Below are 22,157 nucleotides of genomic sequence, written 5' to 3' on the forward strand. Positions count from 1 at the left end.
ATTTGGTTATTTCCTACCCTCCACAATCTTCTCCACAATCTCGGGGTCGAGCAAGGTAGTGGTGTCACCCAGGTTGCTGGTGTCGCCCTCGGCCACTTTGCGCAGGATGCGACGCATGATTTTGCCCGAGCGTGTTTTGGGTAGACCCTCCACGAACTGAATTTTGTCGGGCTTGGCAATGCGGCCGATTTCAGCCACGATGGTTTCGATGATGCTGGCTTCTACGTGTTTGCGGCTGATTTCGTCGTCGCAGGCGCCGTCGCGGCAAATCACGTAGGCGTAGATACCCTGCCCCTTTACATCGTGTGGGTAGCCCACTACTGCCGATTCTACCACCGTATTATTTTGGTTGATGGCATTCTCAATTTCGGCCGTGCCGAAGCGGTGACCTGATACGTTAATCACATCATCCACGCGGCCCTGGATGCGGTAGAGTCCGTCGGGCTCGCGCCGGGCACCGTCGCCAGTAAAGTAATAGCCGGGATACACGCCGAAGTAGGTTTGCTTGGCCCGCTCATGGTCGCCGTAGGTGGTACGGATGATGCCCGGCCACGGCGCTTTAATGGCGAGGTAGCCCTCCACGTCGTTACCCTCAACCTCTTGGCCTTCCTGGTTGAGCAGCACGGGCTGCACACCGGGCAGGGGTAGGCCGGCTCGGGCCGGTACGCTGGGCGTGATGTTGGCCATAGCCGAAATCATGATGCCGCCGGTTTCGGTCTGCCACCACGTATCTACAATGGGGCAGCGGCCCTTGCCGATGTGCGTGTGGTACCAGTGCCAGGCTTCCTCGTTGATGGGCTCGCCCACCGAGCCCAGCACCCGCAACGAGTCGAGGGAGTAGGCCAATACGTGGTTGATGTCGTGGGCCATGAGAGAGCGGATGGCCGTAGGCGACGTGTAGAATACATTCACGCCGTGCTTGTCAATCACCTCCCAATAGCGACCAGGGCTGGGGTAGGTAGGCACACCCTCAAACATAAGGGTAGTAGCACCCGACAGCAGCGGCCCGTAGAGCAAGTAGGTGTGGCCCGTTACCCAACCAATATCAGCCGAGCACCAGTACACGTCGTTTTCTTCCACCTGAAACACGTTGCGGAAGGTGTAATCGGCCCACACCATGTAGCCGGCGGTAGTGTGCACTACGCCCTTGGGCTTGCCGGTGCTGCCGGAAGTATAGAGAATAAACAGCATGTCCTCGGCGTCCATTTCCTCGGCGGGGCAGGTTTTCTCTACCTCCTGCACCTCGTCGTGGTACCACACGTCGCGGCCGTCTTTCATGTGCACGGGCCAGCCCAGGTGCTCCACCACAATCACGCCGCGCACGGAGGGGCAGTGTTCCAGAGCCTCGTCTACCACGCGCTTCACCGGAATCTGCTTGGCGCCGCGCTCCAAACCATCGGCCGTAATTACTACGGTAGCCTGGGCGTCATTCACGCGGTCGGCAATGGCATTGGCTGAGAAGCCAGCGAAAATAACAGAGTGTACTGCTCCAATACGAGCGCATGCCAGTGTGGCAATGGCCAGCTGCGGAATCATGGGCATGTAGAGACACACCCGGTCCCCCTTCTCTACCCCGTTGTTGTGCAGCACGTTGGCAAACTTACACACCTCCTGGTGCAGCTCGCGGTAGGTGTAGCGAATCTGGCGGGTTTTGGGGTCGTTGGGCTCCCAAATGAGGGCCAGCTTGTTGCCGCGCGTGCTCAAGTGGCGGTCGAGGCAGTTCTCGGTGATGTTGAGTTTAGCACCTTCAAACCATTTGTTGTGGCCTTCTACCAGGTCGGCTGTCAGCACGTTGTCCCATTTGCGGCGCCAGGTGAAAGGCTCGGCTACATCGGCCCAGTACTGCTCGGGGTTTTCCACGCTGCGGCGGTAGGCATACTGGTACTCTTCGGTGGTCCGGATGCGAGGATGGTCGGTGGGCATGGGTAAGGAATTAAGAATTAGAGATTGAAAAGTAAAGACTGAGGTTGGACGCTACGAAGCGATAAAAACCAACGTGGGGTAGCGTAAACTACAAAAAACGTGGGAGCAGGGCCTACGCAGCCAGCAGCGCCTGCACCTGTTCCATGAGCTGACGGGTGCTGAAGGGCTTGGGTATATAGAGGTCGGCACCAGCGGCGTAGCCCTTCTGCAAGTCGGCCTCCCGGCTCTTGGCCGACAAGAAAATAACCTTGGTCTGCTGGCGGTCGGGGCGCTGCTTCACGTGCTGACACACCTGATACCCATCCACATCGGGCATCATAATATCCAGTAGAATCAGGTCGAATGAGGTGCGGTCTACGGCTTCCAGGGCCTCGGTACCGTTGCGGGCAATGCTGACCCGATAGCCGTTTTTGCGCATCAGAAATTCCAGCGACATCACGATGTTCGGTTCATCATCAACCAGTAAAATGTGGGCTTCTTTCATAGCCAAAGTAGGTGTTGAGAGCGGCGGGTGTTACAAATTATGCGTGGGCTGCTCCTGCGCGTGCAGCGGCAGGGTTAGCAGGAAGCTGGCGCCTTGCTCCGGCGCGCTTTCCACCCAAATACGTCCCTGGTGCAGCTCCACAATGTTACGGGTGATGGCCAGGCCCAGCCCCGAGCCCTCCGGTTTGCGCATGGTTTGGTGTTGGGCCTGGTAAAACTTGTCAAAAATCAGTTGATGGTAGGCCGGGTCGATGCCCTTACCGTTGTCAGTAACGTGCAGGTGCAGCTGCCCGGCGCGTACCTCTGCTCCTACCCTGATGCGCCCGGACCCATCGGCGGGGCAGGCTTTCACGGCGTTGGAGAGCAGATTCACCAGCACCTGCATCAGCCGGTCGCGGTCGGCGGGTAGGGTAGGTAAGTCGGGGGCTACGGCTACCACCAGCTGAATGTGGCGGGCCTGCGCCAGTTGCTCCACCGCTGCCACTGCCTCGGCTACTAGCTCGGCTACCGCCACGGGGGCCGCCGTCAGCGTAGCCTTGCCCGACTCATACTTTTCCAGGTCCAGCACCAACGTAATCAGCCGGCTCAGTCGCTCCGATTCCTTGGTGATGGTGTGCAGGAAACGCAGGCGCTCCTCCTCGTCCAATTCAGGATTATCAGACAGGATTTCCGACAACGCCCGGATGCTGGTGAGTGGGGTGCGCAGTTCGTGCGTCACCGTGTAGAGAAACTCATCTTTGCGCTCGTCTAGGGCTTGCAACTGCTCGTAAGCGGCCTGCAAATCGGTGGTGAGGCGCTGCAACTCCTGCTGCTGACGGCGCAGCTGGCGGTTGGCGGCCAGCAACTGCTGACTTTCGCGCAGAATGCCTACCACATTATCAAACCGCAGCTCCTCTACCCCATGGCCGAAGACAACAGCAGACGCGCCGAGGCTGGTCCGATGCTGCCGGCCAGTAGCTTTTCGGCGTAGGCCAAGAGGCGCGGGTCGGCATCGGCGGGGGCTATGGGCTCGGGGGGCAGGGCGTCGGGGAAGCGCGTGGCGAAGGCCTGCAACGCCTGCACGGTGCGCTTCTTGCCTAGAAAACCGCGCAGCAAGGCCCGCACCGACAGCACTGGGGCAGCGCCGCGCCACTCGGCGCTGGCGGCCGGCCGGGGCCGGAACGCGTCCACAAACTCCTCGGCCTGGCGCAGTTCCAGCCCCGTGGGCACGCGCCCCAGCACCGACACACCCACGTACAGCCCCACGTTGCAGAACCAGCTCCAAAACAGCGCGTGCGATAGATAATCGAGGCCCGTGAGGCCAAATAGCGCAAACGGCCGCAAGACCCCTACTCCGAACAAGCCGTGGTCCATAATGGAAGCGGGTAGCAGGCCGGGCGCTATCATAGTAGGCAGCACCAGCGTGAAAAACCACACCGCGAAGCCGCCCAGGATCCCTGCTGTGGCGCCTTGGCTGGTGCCGCCTTTCCAGTACAGTCCGCCTAGTACCACCGGCACAAACTGCGCCACCGCCGCAAACGATACCAGCCCGATGTTCACCAACGACAGCAAATGCCCTACTGTGGCGTAGTAGCCGTAGGCCAGCAGCAGCACCAGCACCACCGCCAGCCGGCGGCTTTGCAGGGCTACCTGCCCCAGGTAAGCAAACCACCGCGCCGACTCGCCCCGGGCGGCCGGCATTCGCACCAATAGCGGCATTAGCAGGTGGTTGCTCATCATCACGCTCAGGGCAATAGTCTCTACGATAATCATGCTGCTGGCCGCCGACAGCCCGCCCAGGTACACCAGCAGCGCCAGCCAGCGGTGCCCCGCACCCAGGGGTAGGGCCAGCACAAAGGTGTCGGCATCGAGCTGCGAGCCGTAGCGCAGCACCCCCCCAAAGGCAATGGGCAGCACAAACACATTGATAATGATGAGGTAGAGCGGAAACAGCCACATGGCTTTGCGCAGGTGGTCCTCGTTCACATTCTCCACCACCGACACCTGAAACTGCCGTGGCAGCAGCAGTACGGCCGCCATGCCCAGCAGCAGTAGCGTAAGCCACTGCGCGCCGCCAATACCGGTGGTATGCAGCGTAAAGAGCTTTTGCAGGGCCGGCACGGCCGCGGCGCGGTCAAACACATCGGCAAAGCCATCGAACAGGCCGTAGGTAACCAGCAGGCCAGCGGCCAGAAACGCCACTAATTTCACTAGACTTTCCAGGGCCACAGCCAGCACCATACCCTCGTGGCGCTCGGTGGCTTCCACTGAACGCACGCCGAAGATGATGGTGAAAAAGGCTAGCATACCAGTGGTAATCAGGGCGGTATTGTCGTCCAACCCACCCATATCCGCCTCGCCGGCCATTACTTCAAATGACGTAGCTATTGCCTTGATCTGCAATGATATATAGGGAATAACACCCAGCACGCACACCACTGTGGCCAGGGCGCCCAGGGCGGCGCTTTTACCGTAGCGGGCCGAGATGAAATCGGCAATGGAGGTGAGACGCTGGGTGCGACAGATGCGGATAATCTTACGCAGCACCAGCCACCACGCCGGCGCCAACAGGGTAGGCCCCAAGTAGATACCCACAAACTCCAGCCCGAAGTGCGCTGCCCTTCCTACCGAGCCGTAGTACGTCCAGGCGGTGCAGTACACGGCCATGCTCAGGGCATACACGTAGGGGTTGCTCACCAAGCTCCGTCGCGCCGCCGAGCGTCGCTCCGCTGCGTAGGCTACCCCAAACAGCAACGCCAGGTAGCCAAAGGAAAAGCCGATGAGCAGGAGTTTAGACAAGGTGAAATTGTAAAGTGGTGAAATGGTGAATGCAAAGCGTCTGTCATCCTGAGCTTGCGAAGGACCTTCTCACGGCTAAACGACAGAAGTATCAACGACTTGTTGTACTGTGAGAAAGTCCTTCGCAAGCTCAGGATGACAGATATTCTTTTTCCATTAACTACTTCACTTTCGAACTAGCCAGCCCGTGAGCAGCACGATGCTGAGCCAGAGCAGCAGCAGGTACAGGTAGAGCACCGGAATGCCTCCTACCCTACCCTCACGGTCGAAAACGGCCAGCAGGGGAAAGTTGAGGAGCACGGCAAACAGGCCACTGACAAACAGCAGCCGCTGTCCCCGCCGCTGCTCGGCGGCTTCGGATGAGTCGGGCATGGATGGGAATGGGTTAGCTAATGAACCTCCAAGGTAGGAACACAACGTATTGTATTTCGGCGGCGGCGTCACTGTTTTCAGTTGCTGAGGTTGTGTAGACTACCGCAGGTCGTTCAACGAGAAGATGCTGCGCAGTGCGTCCCTACCCCACTGGCCGCGCAAAAAAGTCCGCCGACCCAACGACCCGACGGACTTTTTGTTTCAGACTCAATTCACTCAGCCACTTACTCGTCCATCAGGCGCACATTGCGCACATCCTTCATGTAGATCATGCCCACAAAAAAACAAATCAGGGCTATAGCTATCGGGTAGATGAGCCCCAGCAGGCTGCTGTGCTCCTTGGCAAACGTGCCCTCGGGCTGGGCAGCAGCCCACACGCCAATGGAGGTAGCCACCAGCGGCACAAAGCCCCCGAAGATACCATTGCCAATGTGGTAAGGCACTGACAGGGAAGTATAGCGCACTTTGGTCGGGAACAGCTCCACGAGGTAGGCAGCAATGGGTCCGTACACCATCGTCACGAACACAACCAGGCAGAAAATCAAAGCCGTCATGGCGGGAACGTTGGGCGTCAGGGCTTTCATGACGGCGGGCACAGCTTTGCCAGCGGCATCCACGGTAGCAGGCGTAATCTCGGTGAGCGGCCCGGCAAACGCCTTGATGCCGTAGAACAGCGGCGCCGTGAATAAGGCCCCGCAAATCATACCCGTCATGATAATGCGCTTGCGGCCGATGCGGTCTGAGAGCGAGCCGAAATACACAAACAGCGGCGTAGCCAGCAGCATAGACACCACCATGATAATGCTCGAGTCAACGATGTCGAGCTTGAGGGTCGAGTTCATGAAGGTGAACACCTGAAACTGGCTGGTGTAGAAGATGACGCCCTGGCCCATGGTCACGCCAAACAGGGCAATAAGTACCAGGCGGCGGTTTACGGGGTTCACAAAAGAGTCGCGCAGAGGGCTTTTGCTGGTGGTGCCGGTGGCCTTGGCCTTGGCAAACAGCGGCGACTCGTGCAGCTTGCGACGGATGTAGTACGAGGCAATTACCAGGAAGCCCGACAGCAGAAACGGAATGCGCCAGCCCCACTCTTTAAAGGCATCTTCGCCCACAATCTTACGGGTAATCAAGAGCACCGAGATACTCAGAATCAGGCCACCGGTGGCCGTAATCTGGATGAAGCTGGTGTAGTAGCCGCGCTGCTTATCAGGCGCATACTCGGCCACGTAGGTAGTGGCGCCGCCATACTCGCCGCCCAGCGCCAGCCCTTGCAACAAGCGCAGAATAACCACCACTACCGGCGCCGCAATGCCAATGGTATCGTAGCTGGGAATGAGGCCGGTAACGAAAGTAGCCCCGCCCATAATCAGCAGCGTGACCAGGAAGGTGTACTTGCGCCCGATCATGTCGCCGAGGCGCCCGAAGAACATGGCCCCAAACGGCCGCACCACAAAGCCGGCCCCAAACACGGCCAGGGCACCCAGCAGCGTATCCTCAATCTTGCCCGCGTGCCCAAATAGCACTGGTCCGATAATGGCCGCCAACGAGCCAAAAATGTAGAAATCGTACCACTCAATCACCGTTCCGACCGAAGAAGCGGTAATTACCTGCCAAATGGTCTTCGTTGAAACGGTATTGTTGTCGTGGGCAATGGGGGCATCGGCGACGGCGCCGTACCCAGGATTTACGCTGTGTTCCATTGAAAAAGGGGAATTTTAGTGGAAGAAAAAAGCGATGAACGCCCTGGCAAACAAGCCGCAGCTATTCTGTTTCGCACTGGATTGCAAGCACATACACTTGTCCTTCAGCGCTGATAAGCAATTATCGGGTAGGCGACGGTGCCGCTATAAATCAGAGGTAGGAAGCAGACTTTATAGAGCTACCTGGGTCTGAAGCGTAATCTCCGGGCGATACTTTACATCGTTCACGTTGGTGAAGTCGGGCCGGGCGCGGTAATTGAGCGTGAACTTGGCGTTGTGCCCGTCGATGTAGAAGTTGGCTCCCGCATCGAAGATGTTGACATTTTTCTGCTCGCCGTTGCTTCTGCGCAGTCCTTCGTAGCCGGCCAACAGGTGCGCGGCGTAGGGTTGCAACCGCAGCTTGGGACCCAGCAGGTTTTTGGGTAGTAGATAGCCTGCCTGCACGTAGCCTACGTTGCCGGTACCGGAGTGCGGCACGGCATTTCCACGGCGCGCATCGGTACCCCACCCCGGATTGGCGGCCCCAATAAACCGTACGTGATTGGGGCCCATGTTGTAGTTGTAGTATACCCCATACACGGTGAGGGCGGTACCAGCGTCTTTATTGATGGGCGTATCAAAAAACACATCGGCCGAGAACAGCGCAATATCGTGCTTGGTGGTGGCAATGGTGGTGGGGGTAGCAATCTGCGCGGCGGTAGCCACGTTGTCGGTACCTCTCGATACCATACCGTTGTGGTTGTAGAAAAAGCCCGCTCCAATGTTAAAGACGCGCTTCGCCCCGAGGTAAGTGCCGACATTGAAGGGTAGCAGGTTGGCCTCCTGGTCCAGAAACTCCCAGCTAAAATATCCCTGGTAGATGTGATGGGTACCCTGCGGGTTGTATTGGGCCGTGTTCGTACCCGTGTTGATAGCTGCCGTACCCGTACCCGAGGTTACGCCCAGCCCCAACGGTGTGCTGAGTGCGCCCGTCTGGTTGGTAAGCATCGACTCGTTTACCGACAGCACGTAGTCGAGCTTGCCGATACGCCCTTTGCCATACACCCCAATGCCGCGCACAAACTGGTCGATGGCTTCGATGGTGGGCCAGTTCGTGAGGGGGGCATCCAGCGTGAGAAAGTTAATGGTGCTGGAGCGCGTCATGCGGGAGAGGCCGTTTTGGTAGTGCATGCCAGCTCCCAGGTTCAGGTACTTGTTGACCTTATACTCCACCACGGCTTCGTGCACGAAAAGCTGCGGCTTCTTGCCGTCGGTAGTAGGTGCCAGCCCTCCACTCACAGCCGTCTGGTTGTTGATACCGATATGCGTGTATACCAGAAAGCGCGGATTCAACTGCGAAAGCACAATCAGGCGGGACCGACGAATGGCAAAGTCCAGCTGGTCGGCTTGCGGCTTGTTGGGCGCGCGCAGCGTACCCGTGTTGTTCTCCGTGTAGCGCGTCCAGATCTGATGCCAGGTGATAAACCGCAGATACTTGGTACCATCCGGTGAGAGGTTCACCTTCATACCCTGCCCATACGGTACCGTTTCGGTGGGAATGGTAGCTGGGGCGGCCACCACTGGGGTCGGTTCGGCCGGGGGCGGAACTGGCCGGTCGGGTGGGGGCGGGACGGTAACTTGGGCGGTGGCTCCGGTGGCAGCCACCAAAGCAGTTAGGGCCAGTGCGTAGCGAACGTTTCGCATAGAGAAAGAGGAGGGTGGGAGGTAGACACGCAGGGTGAAGAGCAGACACCAAAAGGCTTGGCGAAGTCTTCCGCTGTTTGGTCTAACCAAGTAGAAAAATCCTTCTACCGAATCCACACAGGTGCTATCGTTCTGCTAACCCTATAGCTTCACCCCTGCTTAAACCGCTCCCACCGAATCATCATATACTTATCACCCAGTTCTGTGACTACCAGGCCCGCGCCCTGTACGTTGGCCGGATTCTGAAAGAAGTCCGCCAATTCTTTCTGATTTAGAATTTTATAGGTAGGATGATAGTCTGTCTGGCGAGGCGCTTTCACGCCGTATTTCTTCACCCAGTTCATCACGCTCACGTGGCTGACACCCAGCAGACGCTCGATTTCGCGGTAGCTCACCCCCTCTATATAGAGTTGCAAGGCCTTGATGACGTAGTAAGAGTTTATCTCCTTCCCTACCTTGGCCACAGTATAGTGGTAGCCACACTGCTTGCATTTAAACCGCTGTCTACCATCGATAACCCCACTTTTAGTGGCCTCGGGAGAATTGCACTTGGGGCAGACTAGGGCTGACATACTACTGGGTGGGTTGGTAAGCTATAACTATTTAGTAAAGATATATCATTTGAGCAAGTATTAGCTAACAGCTTGCTACAAACACCCTGTCTGTGAAGAGAATATACGGGGCGCGGCGGCTGGGTTGCCGCCTGATCTTCCGCTATTACCCTCTCTGCCTAGTCTTGCTTCCCGGATTTCGATAAACGCTACCCCCGTAAAATTCACCCTTTAGAGTATGACCGGCGTACAAGGAGAAGTTTTCATTAACCCATTCCGCCCATGTCTTCCTCTGATACCACTTCCGACTTGTCGCAGCTCATCCGCTATTCCCTTACCATTGATAACCTAAGCGACGAGCAGTCGGTGGGCCGCGCCCGTGCTGCCCTAACGGGTCTGACGCTCATCGTAGACCAGATTGAGGCGGGCACGCCGGGGCGGGCGGAGGTAGCCACCATGCACGCTGAGACGCCGGGCACGGATGATATTCGGCTGGCGCTTCGCGCGGAAGGCTTCGAGTTGCTGGATATATCCCGGCAAGTAGGGTAGCCACGCTTTACCCAGCGGCCAGCGGCAGTCGAGGCTTGCCGGAAATATGGAGCGTAGAATGCTCCTTGTATAACCACCATACCTACGCAGGGGCTGGTCGGCGGCGCTGACGCTGGTTTGCCTGCTGCTGTTTAGCTACTTCAAGAGTCGGCTGACTGGTCAGCCAACCGCGTGGGGCATTCTCAAAATGGCAGGTACCGGAGCGCTGGCGGCAGCAGCGGCCTTTGGGGTGGCTCGACAGTTCAGCTAAAAGTATTGGTTATTTTCTACGTATACTTACGTACAGTGGAGCTTGCTAGCGTCTGCGTCAGTGGAAAGCTTCATACCTTGCCGGCTCAACGGGTTGCGTCTTGCTAGTAAAGCAACTCAGCAATACCCCTCATCGTTGTAAGCTCATGCATTTAAATCACATTGTGTACATCAGCCGGGCTGTGCGGCCGCTCACTGACCAGGATTTGCACGAACTTCTGGAGCAATGCCGCCGTGACAACAATAAGAACCATATCACCGGTATTCTCTTTTACAGCCACGGCAACATTGCTCAATTGTTTGAGGGTGAACCAGAAGCAACTGAGGCACTGTTCAGCCGCATCAAGCGCGATGGGCGCCACTCGCACGTGCAAAAGCTGGTAGATAAACCCATCGATGTGCGGAGCTTTCCGGACTGGCACATGGCCTTTCACCCGTTGGAAAGCGCAGGATTCTCGCAGTTGCAAGGCTTTTTGCTACCCGACCGCGTACCGGCCCCACCCGATACCCTCACCATTGCCGATGCTATGCTTATAGAGCTGGTGCGCCTGGCTGTTTTTGGCCCGCCTAACACGCCAGCTTTCCCGGCTATGCCGCGCCCTACCTCCGCCTAGCTGAACCTTTATAGTCCTAATCTGCTTATCTGACGTACTTACTCTACTTTTCGCCACTCCTACCCTGCTCTTTTTATGCGTGAACAACACCTTCACGCCCTGCTGCACCATTTACCCGCCGGCGTTGCAACCTTAGAGGGTTCCGACCTGCGGTATGGGTATCTGAATAAGGCGATGCAGGAATTGCTGGGTAAGAGTGTGGCGGAAGGCCAGTGCGTGACCGACCATCCCGGCGTACTCCCTCCCGATCTGGTGGACGTACTGCACCAGGTCTATCGTACGGGGACAGCGTACGTTGCCAAGGCCTGCTCCTTGCCTCTACCCGCCCACAATGGTCAGGAAGCCGTATCGCGCTGCTACGATCTGGTACTAGAGCCCGTGTACGATGATGAGCAGGAGATTACGGGGTTGGTACTGTTCGCCGTGGATGTGACCACCCAGGAAGAAGCCCGGCAACGCGCGCACACCCTGGCCATGGAAACCCGCCGCCTTGATGCCCGCCTGCGTGTACTGACGGAAACCGTGCCCCAGATTACGTTTTCTCTGGATGCGGCGGGCATCTACGAGTACGTAAGTCCGCAGTGGTACTACTTCACTGGTCAGCCACCCACTGCTGATTTGAACGCCATTTGGCCGCTGCTGATCCACCCCGATGACCGGCTGCGGGTGCTCTACCAGGGCGACACAGCCCGCAAGACAGGTACTGGCTGGAGCTATGAGTATCGCTTGCGCCGCCACGATGGGCAATACCGCTGGATGCTGAGCCGCGCGTTGCCTGAGCTACACGCCCCCGACCGGCCCGTGTTCTGGCACGGCGCCCTTACCGAAGTACACGACCAGCGCGAGCTATCTGATGCCCTGCGCCGGGGTGAGGCCGAGTTGCGCTTCCTCGCCGATAGTATTCCGGAGCTGATTTGGACAGCCACCGCCGAGGGCTTCATCGACTATTACAATCATTATACGGGTGAGTATTCGGGCCTGACCAAGGAGGAGTTGGGGCCTACCGGGTGGGTGAATTTGCTGGAGCCGCGCAAGCAGGCCGAGGCAGCCCGACAGTGGGTGCAAAGCGTGGCTACCGGTGAGCCATTCGAGGGCTTATTCAGAATGCGTCGCCACGATGGACAGTACCGCTGGCACATTATCCGGGCGCGGCAACTGACCGACGAGCGAGGCCCGCGCTGGTTTGGCGCCTGCACCGATGTAGACGACCAGCACCGCCTGCGCGAGGTACTCCAAGTGCAATACGATGAGCTGGCCCGCACCAACCGCGACTTGGACACGTTCGTCTACACGGCTTCGCACGATCTGAAACAGCCGCTCTTCAACCTGCGCGGCTTGTTTGAGGAGCTGCGCCGTAGCGCTACGTTCAACGACCCGGAGGAGGAGCAGCTCATCTCGATGGTGGATGACTCCTTGCATCAGCTCGACAGTACGTTACAAGAGCTGGCGGCCACAGTACAAGACCAGCGCGGCCTCTCGGCCCCGGCCGAACAGTTAGACCTACGTCACATCACGGAGGATGTGCTGCTGGGCCTGCGCGCTCAGATTCAGGCTTCTGGGGCTACCGTGCATGTAGAGGTAGCCGAGGCCCCTACCTTGCTCTACGGCCGGGCCAACCTGCGCTCGGTGCTGCACAATCTGCTCAGCAATGCCCTCAAGTTTGCGCACCCCGAGCGGCTGCCAGTCATCACACTGCGCAGCTATTTATCGGCGGCTGACCATCCTGTACTAATGGTGCAGGACAATGGCCTTGGCATGCGCGTTCCGAAAGCCTCTTCCACTGCTTTCCAACCTTTCACCCGGCAGCATCCACAGGTAGGGGGCTCGGGCGTAGGGCTCTATCTGGTGCAGCGCATTCTCACTTCCCGCGGCGGACGCCTGGAAGTTGCCAGCACCATCGGCGAGGGTACTACCTTCACGCTGCATTGGTTTGAGGCCTAGCGGCCCGTACGCCGCTTGTCGCGGTCTTCAGTGCTACCCTACCCCTACCCCCAGCGGGTGACGACTGGCTGCTAATTGCGCACGGCAATCAAAAGTCCTAGCTCTTTGTAGCGCATATTGAAGCGCTTGGCAATGGTGGCATTGGTGAGGGAGCCCCGGTAGATATACACCCCCGAGCGGAAATGCTCGTTGCTGAACAGCACTTCGTTGATGCCGCCGTTCTGGCTGATTTCCTGCATAATGGGTGTGAAGATGTTGCTCAGCGCATTGGTGGCCGTGCGTGGCACCCGCGAGGCAATATTGGGCACACAGTAGTGAATCACGTCGTATTTACGGAACACCGGCTTGTTGTGCGTGGTGACTTCCGAAGTTTCAAAGCAACCGCCCTGGTCAATGCTCACATCAATAACCACCGAGCCGGGCGCCATCGTCGCAATCATGCTCTCGGGCACCATAAACGGCACGCGCCCTTCCTCGGCGTTGAGGGCTCCAATCACCACGTCGGCGCGGCGAATTTGCTGGCTGAGGGCAAACGTATCGAGGGTGCTGGTGTAGAGCTGCGTACCCAGGTTTTCCTTCAAGCGACGCAGCTTATAAAGATGGTTGTCGAACACTTTCACCTCGGCACCCAGACCGGTAGCGGCACGGGCTGCATACTCAGCTACGGTACCGGCGCCCAAAATCACCACCTGCGACGGCGGCACGCCTGTAATGCCGCCTAGAATTACACCCTTGCCCTCATTGGAGCGTGCCAAATACTCGGCCGCCACCAGCATCACGGTAGAGCCCGCAATTTCGGACATGGCCCGCACTACCGGCCGCGCCCCGAGGGGTCCTTGATCAACTCGAAGCTGATGGCATTGATTTTCTTACGCAGCAACGCCGTGATATACTCCGCCGACAACGACCCAAACTGCAAGGCCGAAATCAGCGTCTGGCCGTGGCGCAGCAGTTCCACTTCTTCCAGGGTAGGCGGGGCTACCTTCAGCACAATATCCGCTTCGTATACTTCTTTGGCCGAGTAGGCAATGGTGCCGCCCGCCTCGGAGTAGTCGTGGTCGGAGTACTTGCTGGGCTCACCGGCCCCACTCTCAATCATCACGTCATGGCCGCCTTCTACTAAGTGCTTCACGGCCTCGGGCGTGAGGCAAATGCGATTTTCTTGCAACGACGACTCCCGGGGCAAGCCAATGAAGAGCTTGCGGCGGCGGGTTTCGATGGCCAGCATCGACTCCTGCGTGAAGTAGGCGCGGCTCGCAGCCAGCGACTCAAATCCGGGGGGAACGGCTTCGGGCATTTGTTTTTAATTAAAAATTAAGAATTAAGAGTTAAAAATTTGTTTGCTGCCATTCCATCCTTATTCTTCCAGATGGTTGTAGACGGCTTTTAATTTTTAATTCTTAATTTTTAATTCTCGGGAAGAGGGTCCGGTAACGGTAAGGGTAAGGAGAAGATGATCTGTCGGCAGCAATTCGGCTACGCGGCTCGGCCATTCTATCAGGCAAAGATAACCCGAATCGAAGTATTCCTGTGCGCCCATGTGTACAGCTTCCTGCGGGTCGTTGAGGCGGTAGAAATCGAAGTGGTAGATGGGCTGATTCTGGGCGTCGCGGTATTCGTTGACCAACGAGAAGGTAGGCGAACTGACCTCCTCTGCCGGCACGCCCAGACTTTCGCACAACGCCTTGATGAAGGTGGTTTTGCCCGCTCCCATCTCCCCCTCAAAGCATAGGACAGTGGCCGTGCCCAGATGCTGGCGCAGCGCGGCCGCCGCTTCGGGTAGGGCCGCCAGCGAAGAAATAACGATGGGGTGTTCTTGTGCCATGGCGAAAACTAAAAGTGGCGCAAGTTCCGAAAGTTTTGGCGGAGTAGAAATGCCAAGGACGTTGCACCTCAGTGCGACCAAGGAGGGAAATTTCACGTGCCTCCACCAATTTCCGACGGTGTTACAGCCTACCAATGCACGCGCAACTTCTTCACACGGCCAATGGAATGTGCAACGAATAGTTTATCGTAGCTTTCATACCTCCTCCACACTACGCCTGTTCTATGCGCAAACCCTACCCCCTGCTGCTACTGTTAGTACCCGTACTGGCTTGCTCTCAACTGCCTACCAGTACCACTGCCACCACCTACTACCCCGGCCGGGGCAACGCCTGGAAAACCCGCGCCCCTGCGGAAGTAGGCATGAACGCGGCCCGGCTGGAAGAAGCCGTCGAGTTCGCCAAAACCCAGGAAACCACCCAGATTGCGTCGGATTTTAGTAATCAGGCCGAAATCTTTGGGACGCCGCTGGGGCCGCTACCGCCCGGCCGCGCTGCCACCAATGGCCTGGTTCTGCGCCATGGCTACATTGTGGCCGAGTGGGGCAACACCCAGCGCCCCGATCCTACCTACAGCGTGGCCAAAAGCATGCTCTCCACGGTGCTGGGCATTACGCTGGATAAAGGAATGATTAAGGACATCCACGACCCGGTGGCGCAGTACGTGCCCGACGGCGGCTACGCATCGGCGCACAACCAGCCCATCACCTGGGAGCAGCACGCCCGCCAAACCAGCGAGTGGGAAGGCGAGTTATGGGGCAAAAACGCCGATTTTATCGGGCACGAGGCCTTTGGCAAGGGTGAGCGGAAGCCCCGCACACTGCAAGCGCCCGGCACCTATTGGGAATACAACGATGTGCGCATCAACCGCTTCTCACTCTCCTTGCTCACGCTCTGGCAAAAGCCCCTACCCCAGGTGGTGAAGGAGCAGATTATGGACCCCATCGGCGCGTCGGACACGTGGCAGTATCTGCCTTATTTCAACTCGATGGCCGTAATACATGGTCGGCCCCTACCCTCGGTGAGCGGCGGCACGCGCTGGGGCGCGGGCCTGTGGATCAGTGCCCGCGACGAGGCCCGTTTTGGTTACCTCATGCTGCGCCAGGGCCAGTGGGGCACCCGCCAGATCGTGTCGCGCGACTGGGTGCGCCAGGCCACTACCCGCGGCCCCATCGGCCCTGACTACGGCTACCTTTGGTGGCTGAATACCGAGCAAAAAGCCTGGCCCCACGCCCCGGCTACCAGCTTTGCGGCCCTGGGTGCCGGCTCTAATACCATCTGGATTGACCCCGAGCACGACATCGTGCTTGTGTGGCGCTGGCACAATGGGAATCCGGATGAGCTGATTAAGCGGGTGCTGGCAGCGGTAGAAAAGTGAGGTAGTAGTTTCTCATCTGTCATCCTGAGCAGCGCGAAGAACCTTCTCACGCGTAAACGAGTCGTTGGTACGCTTATCGTTCTCATGTGATAGGGTCCTTCGCAAGCGGACGCCAGATAGAGGATGACAGGGCTGGTTCTCATATTCTAGCTAACTCCCAATTACCTGCATCGTACCTTCGCAGTAAGTACCCCATCACCCCCAACTACCCGCACAATGCAAGTTTCCCGCATGGCCGGCAGCCTTATCGGCTCCGAAATCATCAAGATCGGCAACGAAGTAAACGATATGATTCGCAAGGGGGAGCAGATTTGCAACCTCACCATTGGCGACTTCACCCCCAGCATCTTCCCTATTCCGGAGCAGCTGCGCGATGCTATTACGGACGCCTACGCGGCCGGCCACACCAACTACCCACCCGCCAACGGCACGTTGGATCTGCGCACCGCTGCCGCCGACTTCTTGCACCAGCGTCTGCATCTGGACTACTCACCCAACGATTTGCTGGTGGCTGGCGGCTCGCGGCCGCTCATCTACGCCACCTACTTGGCCCTGGTAGACCCTGGCGACAAAGTAGTGTTTCCTACTCCTTCCTGGAACAACAACCACTACTGCCACCTCTCCGGCGCCGAGGCAATAGCAGTGGAAACCCTACCCGAAAACAACTTTATGCCTACCGCCGCCGAGCTGGCCCCGCACCTGTCGGGCGCTACCTTGCTGGCGCTTTGCTCCCCGCTGAACCCCACGGGCACCATGTTCACCCGCGACGGCCTGCTGGAAATCTGCGACCTGGTAGTAGCCGAAAACCAGCGGCGCCAACCCGGCGAGAAGCCGCTCTACCTGCTCTACGACCAGATTTACTGGATGCTGACCTTCGGTGACGCTCAGCACTTCGACCCAGTGAGCCTGCGCCCCGAGCTGCGCGACTACACTCTCTACATCGATGGCATCTCGAAGTGCCTGGCTGCCACCGGCGTGCGCGTGGGCTATGCCTTTGGGCCAGCAGTGGTAATTGACAAGATGAAGGCTATCCTGGGCCACGTAGGCGCCTGGGCCCCCAAAGCGGAGCAAATGGCCACCGCCGCCTACCTCGCCAACGACGCGGCCGTGGATGCCTTTATTCCCGCATTCAAAGACAAGCTTCAGCAGAGCCTACAGGCCCTGTACAACGGCTTACAGGCGCTGAAAGCGCAGGGCTACCCCGTAGATGCCATTGTGCCGATGGGTGCTATCTACCTCACGGCCAAGCTCGACGTATTAGGCAAAACCACGCCGGATGGGCAGCAGCTCAGCACGACGAAAGAATTGACTTCCTACCTAATCAGCGAGGCACGCTTGGCGCTGGTACCATTCAGCGCGTTTGGCACCAACGAGACGGACCCGTGGTTCCGCATGTCGGTAGGCGGGGCCTCGCTGGAGTCAATTGAGGCGGCATTGCCGCGGCTGCGCGCCGCCTTGGATGCACTTCAATAAGAAGCGCTCTGACGCTTTCCGGCCCGGTGCCGGCGGACTTCTCCCCTAGCGGAGCGCCGCCTGCACCGGGCCAATTTCGTTTTATGGACGATTAGCTGTATAATAGGGTGGGATTATACTTTTATCAATAAAAACATACATAAGTTGTATGATTTTACTTTTTAATAGCATAGTCTTGTAATTCCGTTGCGTTGCAAAGTAGCAGTTACTGCCTTGTATTTGCTCACTTTCCGGATCGGCTCTGCGCTGCGTTCTGCTCTACCTGATTTTATTGCAATACCCGTGCTTTATTCCATTACCCGAACACCATCTCTTTCATGCGTCACTACGTTGGGCGGCTATTGGTAAAACGTTTCCTCGCGAGCTTGTTTGTACTGGGCTGGGTAGCTTCTGTGCCGCAGGTACATGCCCAAACTGCCCCTACCCTCATGGGCCTTGTGCGCGATGCCAGCGGGCAGCCGCTGGAGTATGCCACCGTGACGCTGCACCGCGCCGCCGACTCGGTGGCCGTTAAGACTGAGTTCTGCGATGCGCAGGGGCGCTTTGCCCTACCCGCGGCACTTGCGGGGAACTACCTGATTTCGGCGGCCCTTGTAGGATACAACCGCGTATGGAGCGAACCGGTGACTGCAATCGGGCAGTCTCAGACCCTAAGCCCGCTCGTGCTCCAGGCCAGCGCGGCCGCCACCTTGCATGAGGTGAAAGTAGAAGCGCGCCGCCCTCTGTATGAGCGCGAGGCCGACCGCACCATTGTGAATGTGGAGGGTAGCACGCTGAGTGCCGGCGCTACCTCGCTGGATGTGCTGGGCCGTGCCCCCGGCGTGACGGTAGATGGCGCCGACAACCTCTCGTTGCGTGGTCGCCAGGGCTTGCTAGTACTTATCGATGGCAAGCGTGTGCCCCTGAGCGGCACCGAGCTGGCTGACTACCTGCGCGCCCTACCCGCCGAGCAGCTTGCCAGTATTGAGTTGCTGAGCAATCCGCCCGCTAAGTTTGATGCGCAGGGTGGCGCCGGCATTATTGCCATTCGCCTGAAAAAGGACCAGCGCTTGGGTACCAACGGCACTGCCAACATCAGTTACGGGCGTGGGCGCTACGGTAAGTTTACCACGGGCCTTGCCCTGAACCACCGGCGCAAAAACCTCAATGTATTTGGAAACTACACCTACACCGACCGGCGTAATTTCCTGGACTTGGACTTTTACCGCCAGTTTACCAGCAACGACAACGCGTGGTTGGGTTCTAGTGAGCAGTTCAACCGCACTACCAGCCATTTGCAGTCGCATAGCTGGAAAGCAGGGTTAGACTACAATCTATCGGATCGTACCTTGCTAGGTGTAAGCGTGAGCGGGCTACTGAGCGAGGCGCCTAGCTTTGGTGATAACCAAACGTTTATTTATGGTGAAACCTCTGATTCCCGCTATCGCTTGACCGGCCAGTACCGCTCTACCACCGACCAGATGGTACAACGCCCTAACCTCGCTGGCAACCTCAACCTACGCCACGTATTTGCTGACTCTACCAACGCCCCGGAACTAACCGCCGACCTGGACGTAGCCCGCTACACCACCGACCGCCTACTGGCCCTGACAACCGTGTACGAGTTGCCCGATGCTCCTACCAGCGTACTGCACGGCGACCAGCAAAACTACGTTACCATTCAGTCGGCGAAGGTTGATTACAGCCGCCTCCTACCCTACCGCACCCGTCTAGAAACCGGTGCCAAGGTCACCTACATCAGCTCCGACAACGATGCCGTATTTACGAATACGGTAGAGGAGCAAACTACTCTGGATACTGAAAAAACCAACCGCTTCCGCTACAACGAAAACGTGAATGCGGCTTATATTAGTTTGCAGCGCGCTACAGCGCGCACTACTACCCAGTTGGGCCTGCGAGCTGAGCAGACGAATACGCTGAGCCGGCAGTCGGTGGGCAACGAGCGGTACGAGTGGCACTACTTTCAGCTGTTCCCAAACCTGTCGGTGAAGCGGACGCTCTCGGAGCAGCACGCGCTGGCCCTCTCGCTCAGCCGCCGCCTCGACCGCCCCAGCTACGGGCAGCTCAACCCGCTACGCGTGTACTTTGATGCTACGTCGTACCAGTCGGGCAACCCGGCGTTGCGGCCCCAGACCAGCTACGACCTGGAGCTGACGCATACCTTTCACGAGAAGTATACCAGTACCCTGGGATACGCCCGCACCAGCAATCTGATTCAGAATGTAGTGCAGCCTGCCCCCGAAGGCGGCCGCACAGTGGTGAACCAGTTTACTAACTTAGGCAAGCTGCACTTCTTCTCGCTTACGCTCACGGCCCCCGTAGAAATCAGCAGGAGCTGGACCATGTACAACAACTTGGTGCTATTCTATGGCCGTTACTTAGGCAGTCTGGCCGGCACCGCCCTCGACCGGGGCCGCCCGGCCTTCACGTTCAACACCAACCAGAGCTTCAGTTTTGGGCGCGGCTGGTCGGCAGATGTAACGGGCCTGTACCAGTCGCGGGAGGTAGCGGCGTTCGAGGTAGTGCGCCGACGCGGGCAGGTCACGGCTGGCGTGCAGAAGTCTCTGTGGGACAAACAGGCCACGTTGCGCCTGAATGTGTCGGACGTTTTCTACACCACGCCCATCCGCTCTACCTCCACCTACGACAACTTTCGGGAAACCTTCTACAACCGTTTTGACAGTCGCGTCGCTACCCTGGCTTTTACGTACCGCTTTGGGGGTAGCAAAGTCACGGCCGCCCGCAAACGTACGGTAGGGGCCGACGCGGAACTGCGCCGCACAGGAGGCTTCTAAGGATGAAAGCCTGATCGGCACAACTACTCGCACGGCTTTGCGTGTAAGGGAGGACGTACACGTAACTCCTCCCCTCCATGCTCCTCGACACCAAATTGCCCGTTGGCTATATCCTCAAGCGCATATGGCCCGATGTCATTCGGGTGCTGATTATTTCCGTTTCTTTTCAGCTCCTGAAGTATTTTCTCGGCGACTATCTCCCCCAGATTCCACTGCAACTGCCTACCATTCTGGGCAGCTTGATTTCGCTGCTGCTGGCCTTCAATCTCAACCAGTCGTACGACCGGTGGTGGGAGGCACGCAAGATGTGGGGCGCCATCGTGAACGACTCGCGGATGCTGGTGCTGCAGATCCTGCACTTCGTGCCCAACGACTTACTGCGCAGCCCTACCCTTGGCTCACCCCTACACGCCTTTGCCTATCGCCAGATAGCCTGGTGCTACAGTCTGGGGCAGTCTTTGCGCGGCCTGGATGCATTGGAGGGTCTCGATACGTTTCTCTCGGAGCAGGATCTGGCTTACCTGCGAAAACACAGTAACAAACCTGTCGGAATTTTGGCTTTGCACACAGCGCACACCAAAGAACTCTATCAAAAGGAAATAATCAATGCTTTCCAGCAAGTGCAGCTCGACAATACCGTAGTGCGCTACACCGAGTCGATGGGCGGCGCCGAACGAATCAAAAACACCGTATTCCCGGCCAGCTACCGCCAGTTGATCTACCTTCTGATTTATCTATTTCTGATTACGCTGTCATTGGGTCTGGTGGAAACCATAGGTTTTTGGGAAATTCCTATGCTAATGACCATTGCAGTTGCCTTTCTGCTGCTCGAGCGCACGGCCCGTTATCTGCAGGATCCTTTCAGCAACAAACCCACCGACACGCCCATGACAGCCGTAGCCCGCACCATTGAAATCAATCTACGACAACTGCTGGAAGAGCACAAAGACGATATTCCCACGCCAGTAGTCTCAAACACGTTTTATCTGATGTAATCAGCCTAACGCGTTTATTAAGTACAAGGGCCGATTCTGTAGAGGATCGGCCCTTGTATTTATTGCCACATCTATACTTTGCAGAACACTCTCGCAGGATCATCCTGTTTAAGCTAAATTGATAGCTGAGCACCCTCCCTATCGAGCAGAAAAACGAAATTCGAATCTTCGTGTATTGCTAACATCCTCACATTGGGTAACATAAGCACCACTTGCATAGATTGAATACGAAATAGGTCGTACTTATGGCAAGATGCTATAATGGCAATCGATACGAACTGACTGTCGTAAATTAAATTTATACTTATAAACAGCTTATAAACAATTATTTACAAAACAAACAGCGATAAAATCAACTTAACATTGAGGTAATACAAAAGAAAAAACTTCTGTAAAAAGTAGACTTTTTTAGCATTATCGCCTTAATTAGCAACATCTATTGAAATACTGTCAAACGAATAATGAAGCTTTGATGAGCAAAATCATACTCTTGCTTTCACTACTAGCACTTCCATTTACAAGTCGCAGTTTGTGTATGTAAGCGTAGCATATCGCTGGTGAAAGCCACGCATAAACGGCTTCCAGCTATTGCCGTTTCAGGAGTGGCAATAACCATATTTCACTGGTTCAAGGAAGTCATTTCCTGTATTCACCACATAGGCTTATACAACTCTGCTGGCCGTAGTACCGAGGTAGCAGATTGCACAAGCTGCTTACGCGTTACTTCTCCCTTTTTCATGAGGCAGAGCTACGAAAGCAAGCTATTAGCTCTTCACAGGATCAGCCAGCCGTTCCCTGACTAGTCAGGACTACAGCCTGTTTTCTACTGAAAGCAGCTACACCCGGATTT

The 22,157-nt window shown here is 57.3% G+C and carries 17 protein-coding genes and 1 pseudogene; 8 read left to right on the plus strand and 10 right to left on the minus strand.

The window, feature by feature from the left end; translation table 11 throughout:
- Positions 1-6 precede the first annotated feature (6 nt).
- The 8 genes from acs to MUN82_RS08495 all read right to left on the minus strand — a co-directional run bounded on the left by acs (position 7) and on the right by MUN82_RS08495 (position 9,511).
- Positions 7-1,923: an acetate--CoA ligase gene (acs, locus tag MUN82_RS08460; RefSeq protein ID WP_245096631.1), complete on the minus strand. Its 1,917-nt coding sequence runs from the start codon at positions 1,921-1,923 to the stop codon at positions 7-9.
- Between the two features lie 112 nt (positions 1,924-2,035).
- The gene (locus MUN82_RS08465; RefSeq protein WP_245096632.1) at positions 2,036-2,407 is read right to left on the minus strand and encodes a response regulator transcription factor; all 372 of its coding nucleotides are present in this window, start codon (positions 2,405-2,407) and stop codon (positions 2,036-2,038) included.
- 30 nt (positions 2,408-2,437) lie between these two features.
- Complete coding sequence (locus tag MUN82_RS08470) at positions 2,438-3,280, minus strand: sensor histidine kinase (RefSeq protein ID WP_245096634.1); 843 nt, start codon at positions 3,278-3,280, stop codon at positions 2,438-2,440.
- Positions 3,281-3,300: 20 nt separating this feature from the next.
- A complete protein-coding gene (locus MUN82_RS08475) occupies positions 3,301-5,184 on the minus strand; it encodes an SLC5/6 family protein (RefSeq protein ID WP_245096636.1) in 1,884 nt (627 codons plus the stop codon).
- 165 nt (positions 5,185-5,349) lie between these two features.
- Positions 5,350-5,556 (minus strand): hypothetical protein, encoded by a 207-nt coding sequence (locus MUN82_RS08480; RefSeq protein ID WP_245096638.1) that lies wholly within the window; start codon positions 5,554-5,556, stop codon positions 5,350-5,352.
- A gap of 224 nt (positions 5,557-5,780) precedes the next feature.
- On the minus strand, positions 5,781-7,256 hold the full coding sequence (locus MUN82_RS08485; RefSeq protein ID WP_245096639.1) for an MFS transporter: 1,476 nt from the start codon (positions 7,254-7,256) through the stop codon (positions 5,781-5,783).
- Positions 7,257-7,427: 171 nt separating this feature from the next.
- The gene (locus MUN82_RS08490; RefSeq protein ID WP_245096641.1) at positions 7,428-8,939 is read right to left on the minus strand and encodes a hypothetical protein; all 1,512 of its coding nucleotides are present in this window, start codon (positions 8,937-8,939) and stop codon (positions 7,428-7,430) included.
- A gap of 149 nt (positions 8,940-9,088) precedes the next feature.
- The gene (locus MUN82_RS08495; protein WP_245096642.1) at positions 9,089-9,511 is read right to left on the minus strand and encodes an IS1/IS1595 family N-terminal zinc-binding domain-containing protein; all 423 of its coding nucleotides are present in this window, start codon (positions 9,509-9,511) and stop codon (positions 9,089-9,091) included.
- Positions 9,512-9,772: 261 nt separating this feature from the next.
- Here MUN82_RS08495 and MUN82_RS08500 point away from each other — a divergent pair, with 261 nt between their 5' ends.
- The 4 genes from MUN82_RS08500 (at position 9,773) to MUN82_RS08515 (ending at position 12,843) form a co-directional block, all read left to right on the plus strand.
- Positions 9,773-10,039, plus strand: coding sequence for a hypothetical protein (locus MUN82_RS08500; RefSeq protein WP_245096644.1), 267 nt, complete (start codon positions 9,773-9,775; stop codon positions 10,037-10,039).
- Between the two features lie 106 nt (positions 10,040-10,145).
- The gene (locus MUN82_RS08505; protein ID WP_262922858.1) at positions 10,146-10,289 is read left to right on the plus strand and encodes a VIT1/CCC1 transporter family protein; all 144 of its coding nucleotides are present in this window, start codon (positions 10,146-10,148) and stop codon (positions 10,287-10,289) included.
- A gap of 145 nt (positions 10,290-10,434) precedes the next feature.
- Positions 10,435-10,902 (plus strand): BLUF domain-containing protein, encoded by a 468-nt coding sequence (locus MUN82_RS08510; RefSeq protein WP_245096645.1) that lies wholly within the window; start codon positions 10,435-10,437, stop codon positions 10,900-10,902.
- 75 nt (positions 10,903-10,977) lie between these two features.
- Positions 10,978-12,843 carry a PAS domain-containing sensor histidine kinase gene (locus MUN82_RS08515; protein ID WP_245096647.1) on the plus strand — a complete coding sequence of 622 codons (1,866 nt, stop codon included), beginning with the start codon at positions 10,978-10,980 and terminating at the stop codon, positions 12,841-12,843.
- A gap of 71 nt (positions 12,844-12,914) precedes the next feature.
- Here MUN82_RS08515 and MUN82_RS08520 read toward each other — a convergent pair.
- Positions 12,915-14,140 (minus strand): annotated as a pseudogene (locus MUN82_RS08520) (alanine dehydrogenase).
- 96 nt (positions 14,141-14,236) lie between these two features.
- Positions 14,237-14,668, minus strand: coding sequence for a tRNA (adenosine(37)-N6)-threonylcarbamoyltransferase complex ATPase subunit type 1 TsaE (gene tsaE, locus MUN82_RS08525; protein WP_245096649.1), 432 nt, complete (start codon positions 14,666-14,668; stop codon positions 14,237-14,239).
- 224 nt (positions 14,669-14,892) lie between these two features.
- On the opposite strand from tsaE, the gene MUN82_RS08530 reads away from it, so the two are divergent.
- The 4 genes from MUN82_RS08530 (at position 14,893) to MUN82_RS08545 (ending at position 21,307) form a co-directional block, all read left to right on the plus strand.
- On the plus strand, positions 14,893-16,044 hold the full coding sequence (locus MUN82_RS08530) for a serine hydrolase domain-containing protein (protein WP_245096650.1): 1,152 nt from the start codon (positions 14,893-14,895) through the stop codon (positions 16,042-16,044).
- A gap of 216 nt (positions 16,045-16,260) precedes the next feature.
- Positions 16,261-17,517: a pyridoxal phosphate-dependent aminotransferase gene (locus MUN82_RS08535; RefSeq protein WP_245096654.1), complete on the plus strand. Its 1,257-nt coding sequence runs from the start codon at positions 16,261-16,263 to the stop codon at positions 17,515-17,517.
- 317 nt (positions 17,518-17,834) lie between these two features.
- Complete coding sequence (locus MUN82_RS08540; RefSeq protein ID WP_245096656.1) at positions 17,835-20,312, plus strand: outer membrane beta-barrel protein; 2,478 nt, start codon at positions 17,835-17,837, stop codon at positions 20,310-20,312.
- 77 nt (positions 20,313-20,389) lie between these two features.
- Positions 20,390-21,307 (plus strand): bestrophin family protein, encoded by a 918-nt coding sequence (locus MUN82_RS08545; RefSeq protein ID WP_245096657.1) that lies wholly within the window; start codon positions 20,390-20,392, stop codon positions 21,305-21,307.
- Positions 21,308-22,157 lie beyond the last annotated feature (850 nt).

It is taken from the genome of Hymenobacter aerilatus (assembly GCF_022921095.1).
In the GTDB taxonomy this organism is placed as follows: domain Bacteria; phylum Bacteroidota; class Bacteroidia; order Cytophagales; family Hymenobacteraceae; genus Hymenobacter; species Hymenobacter aerilatus.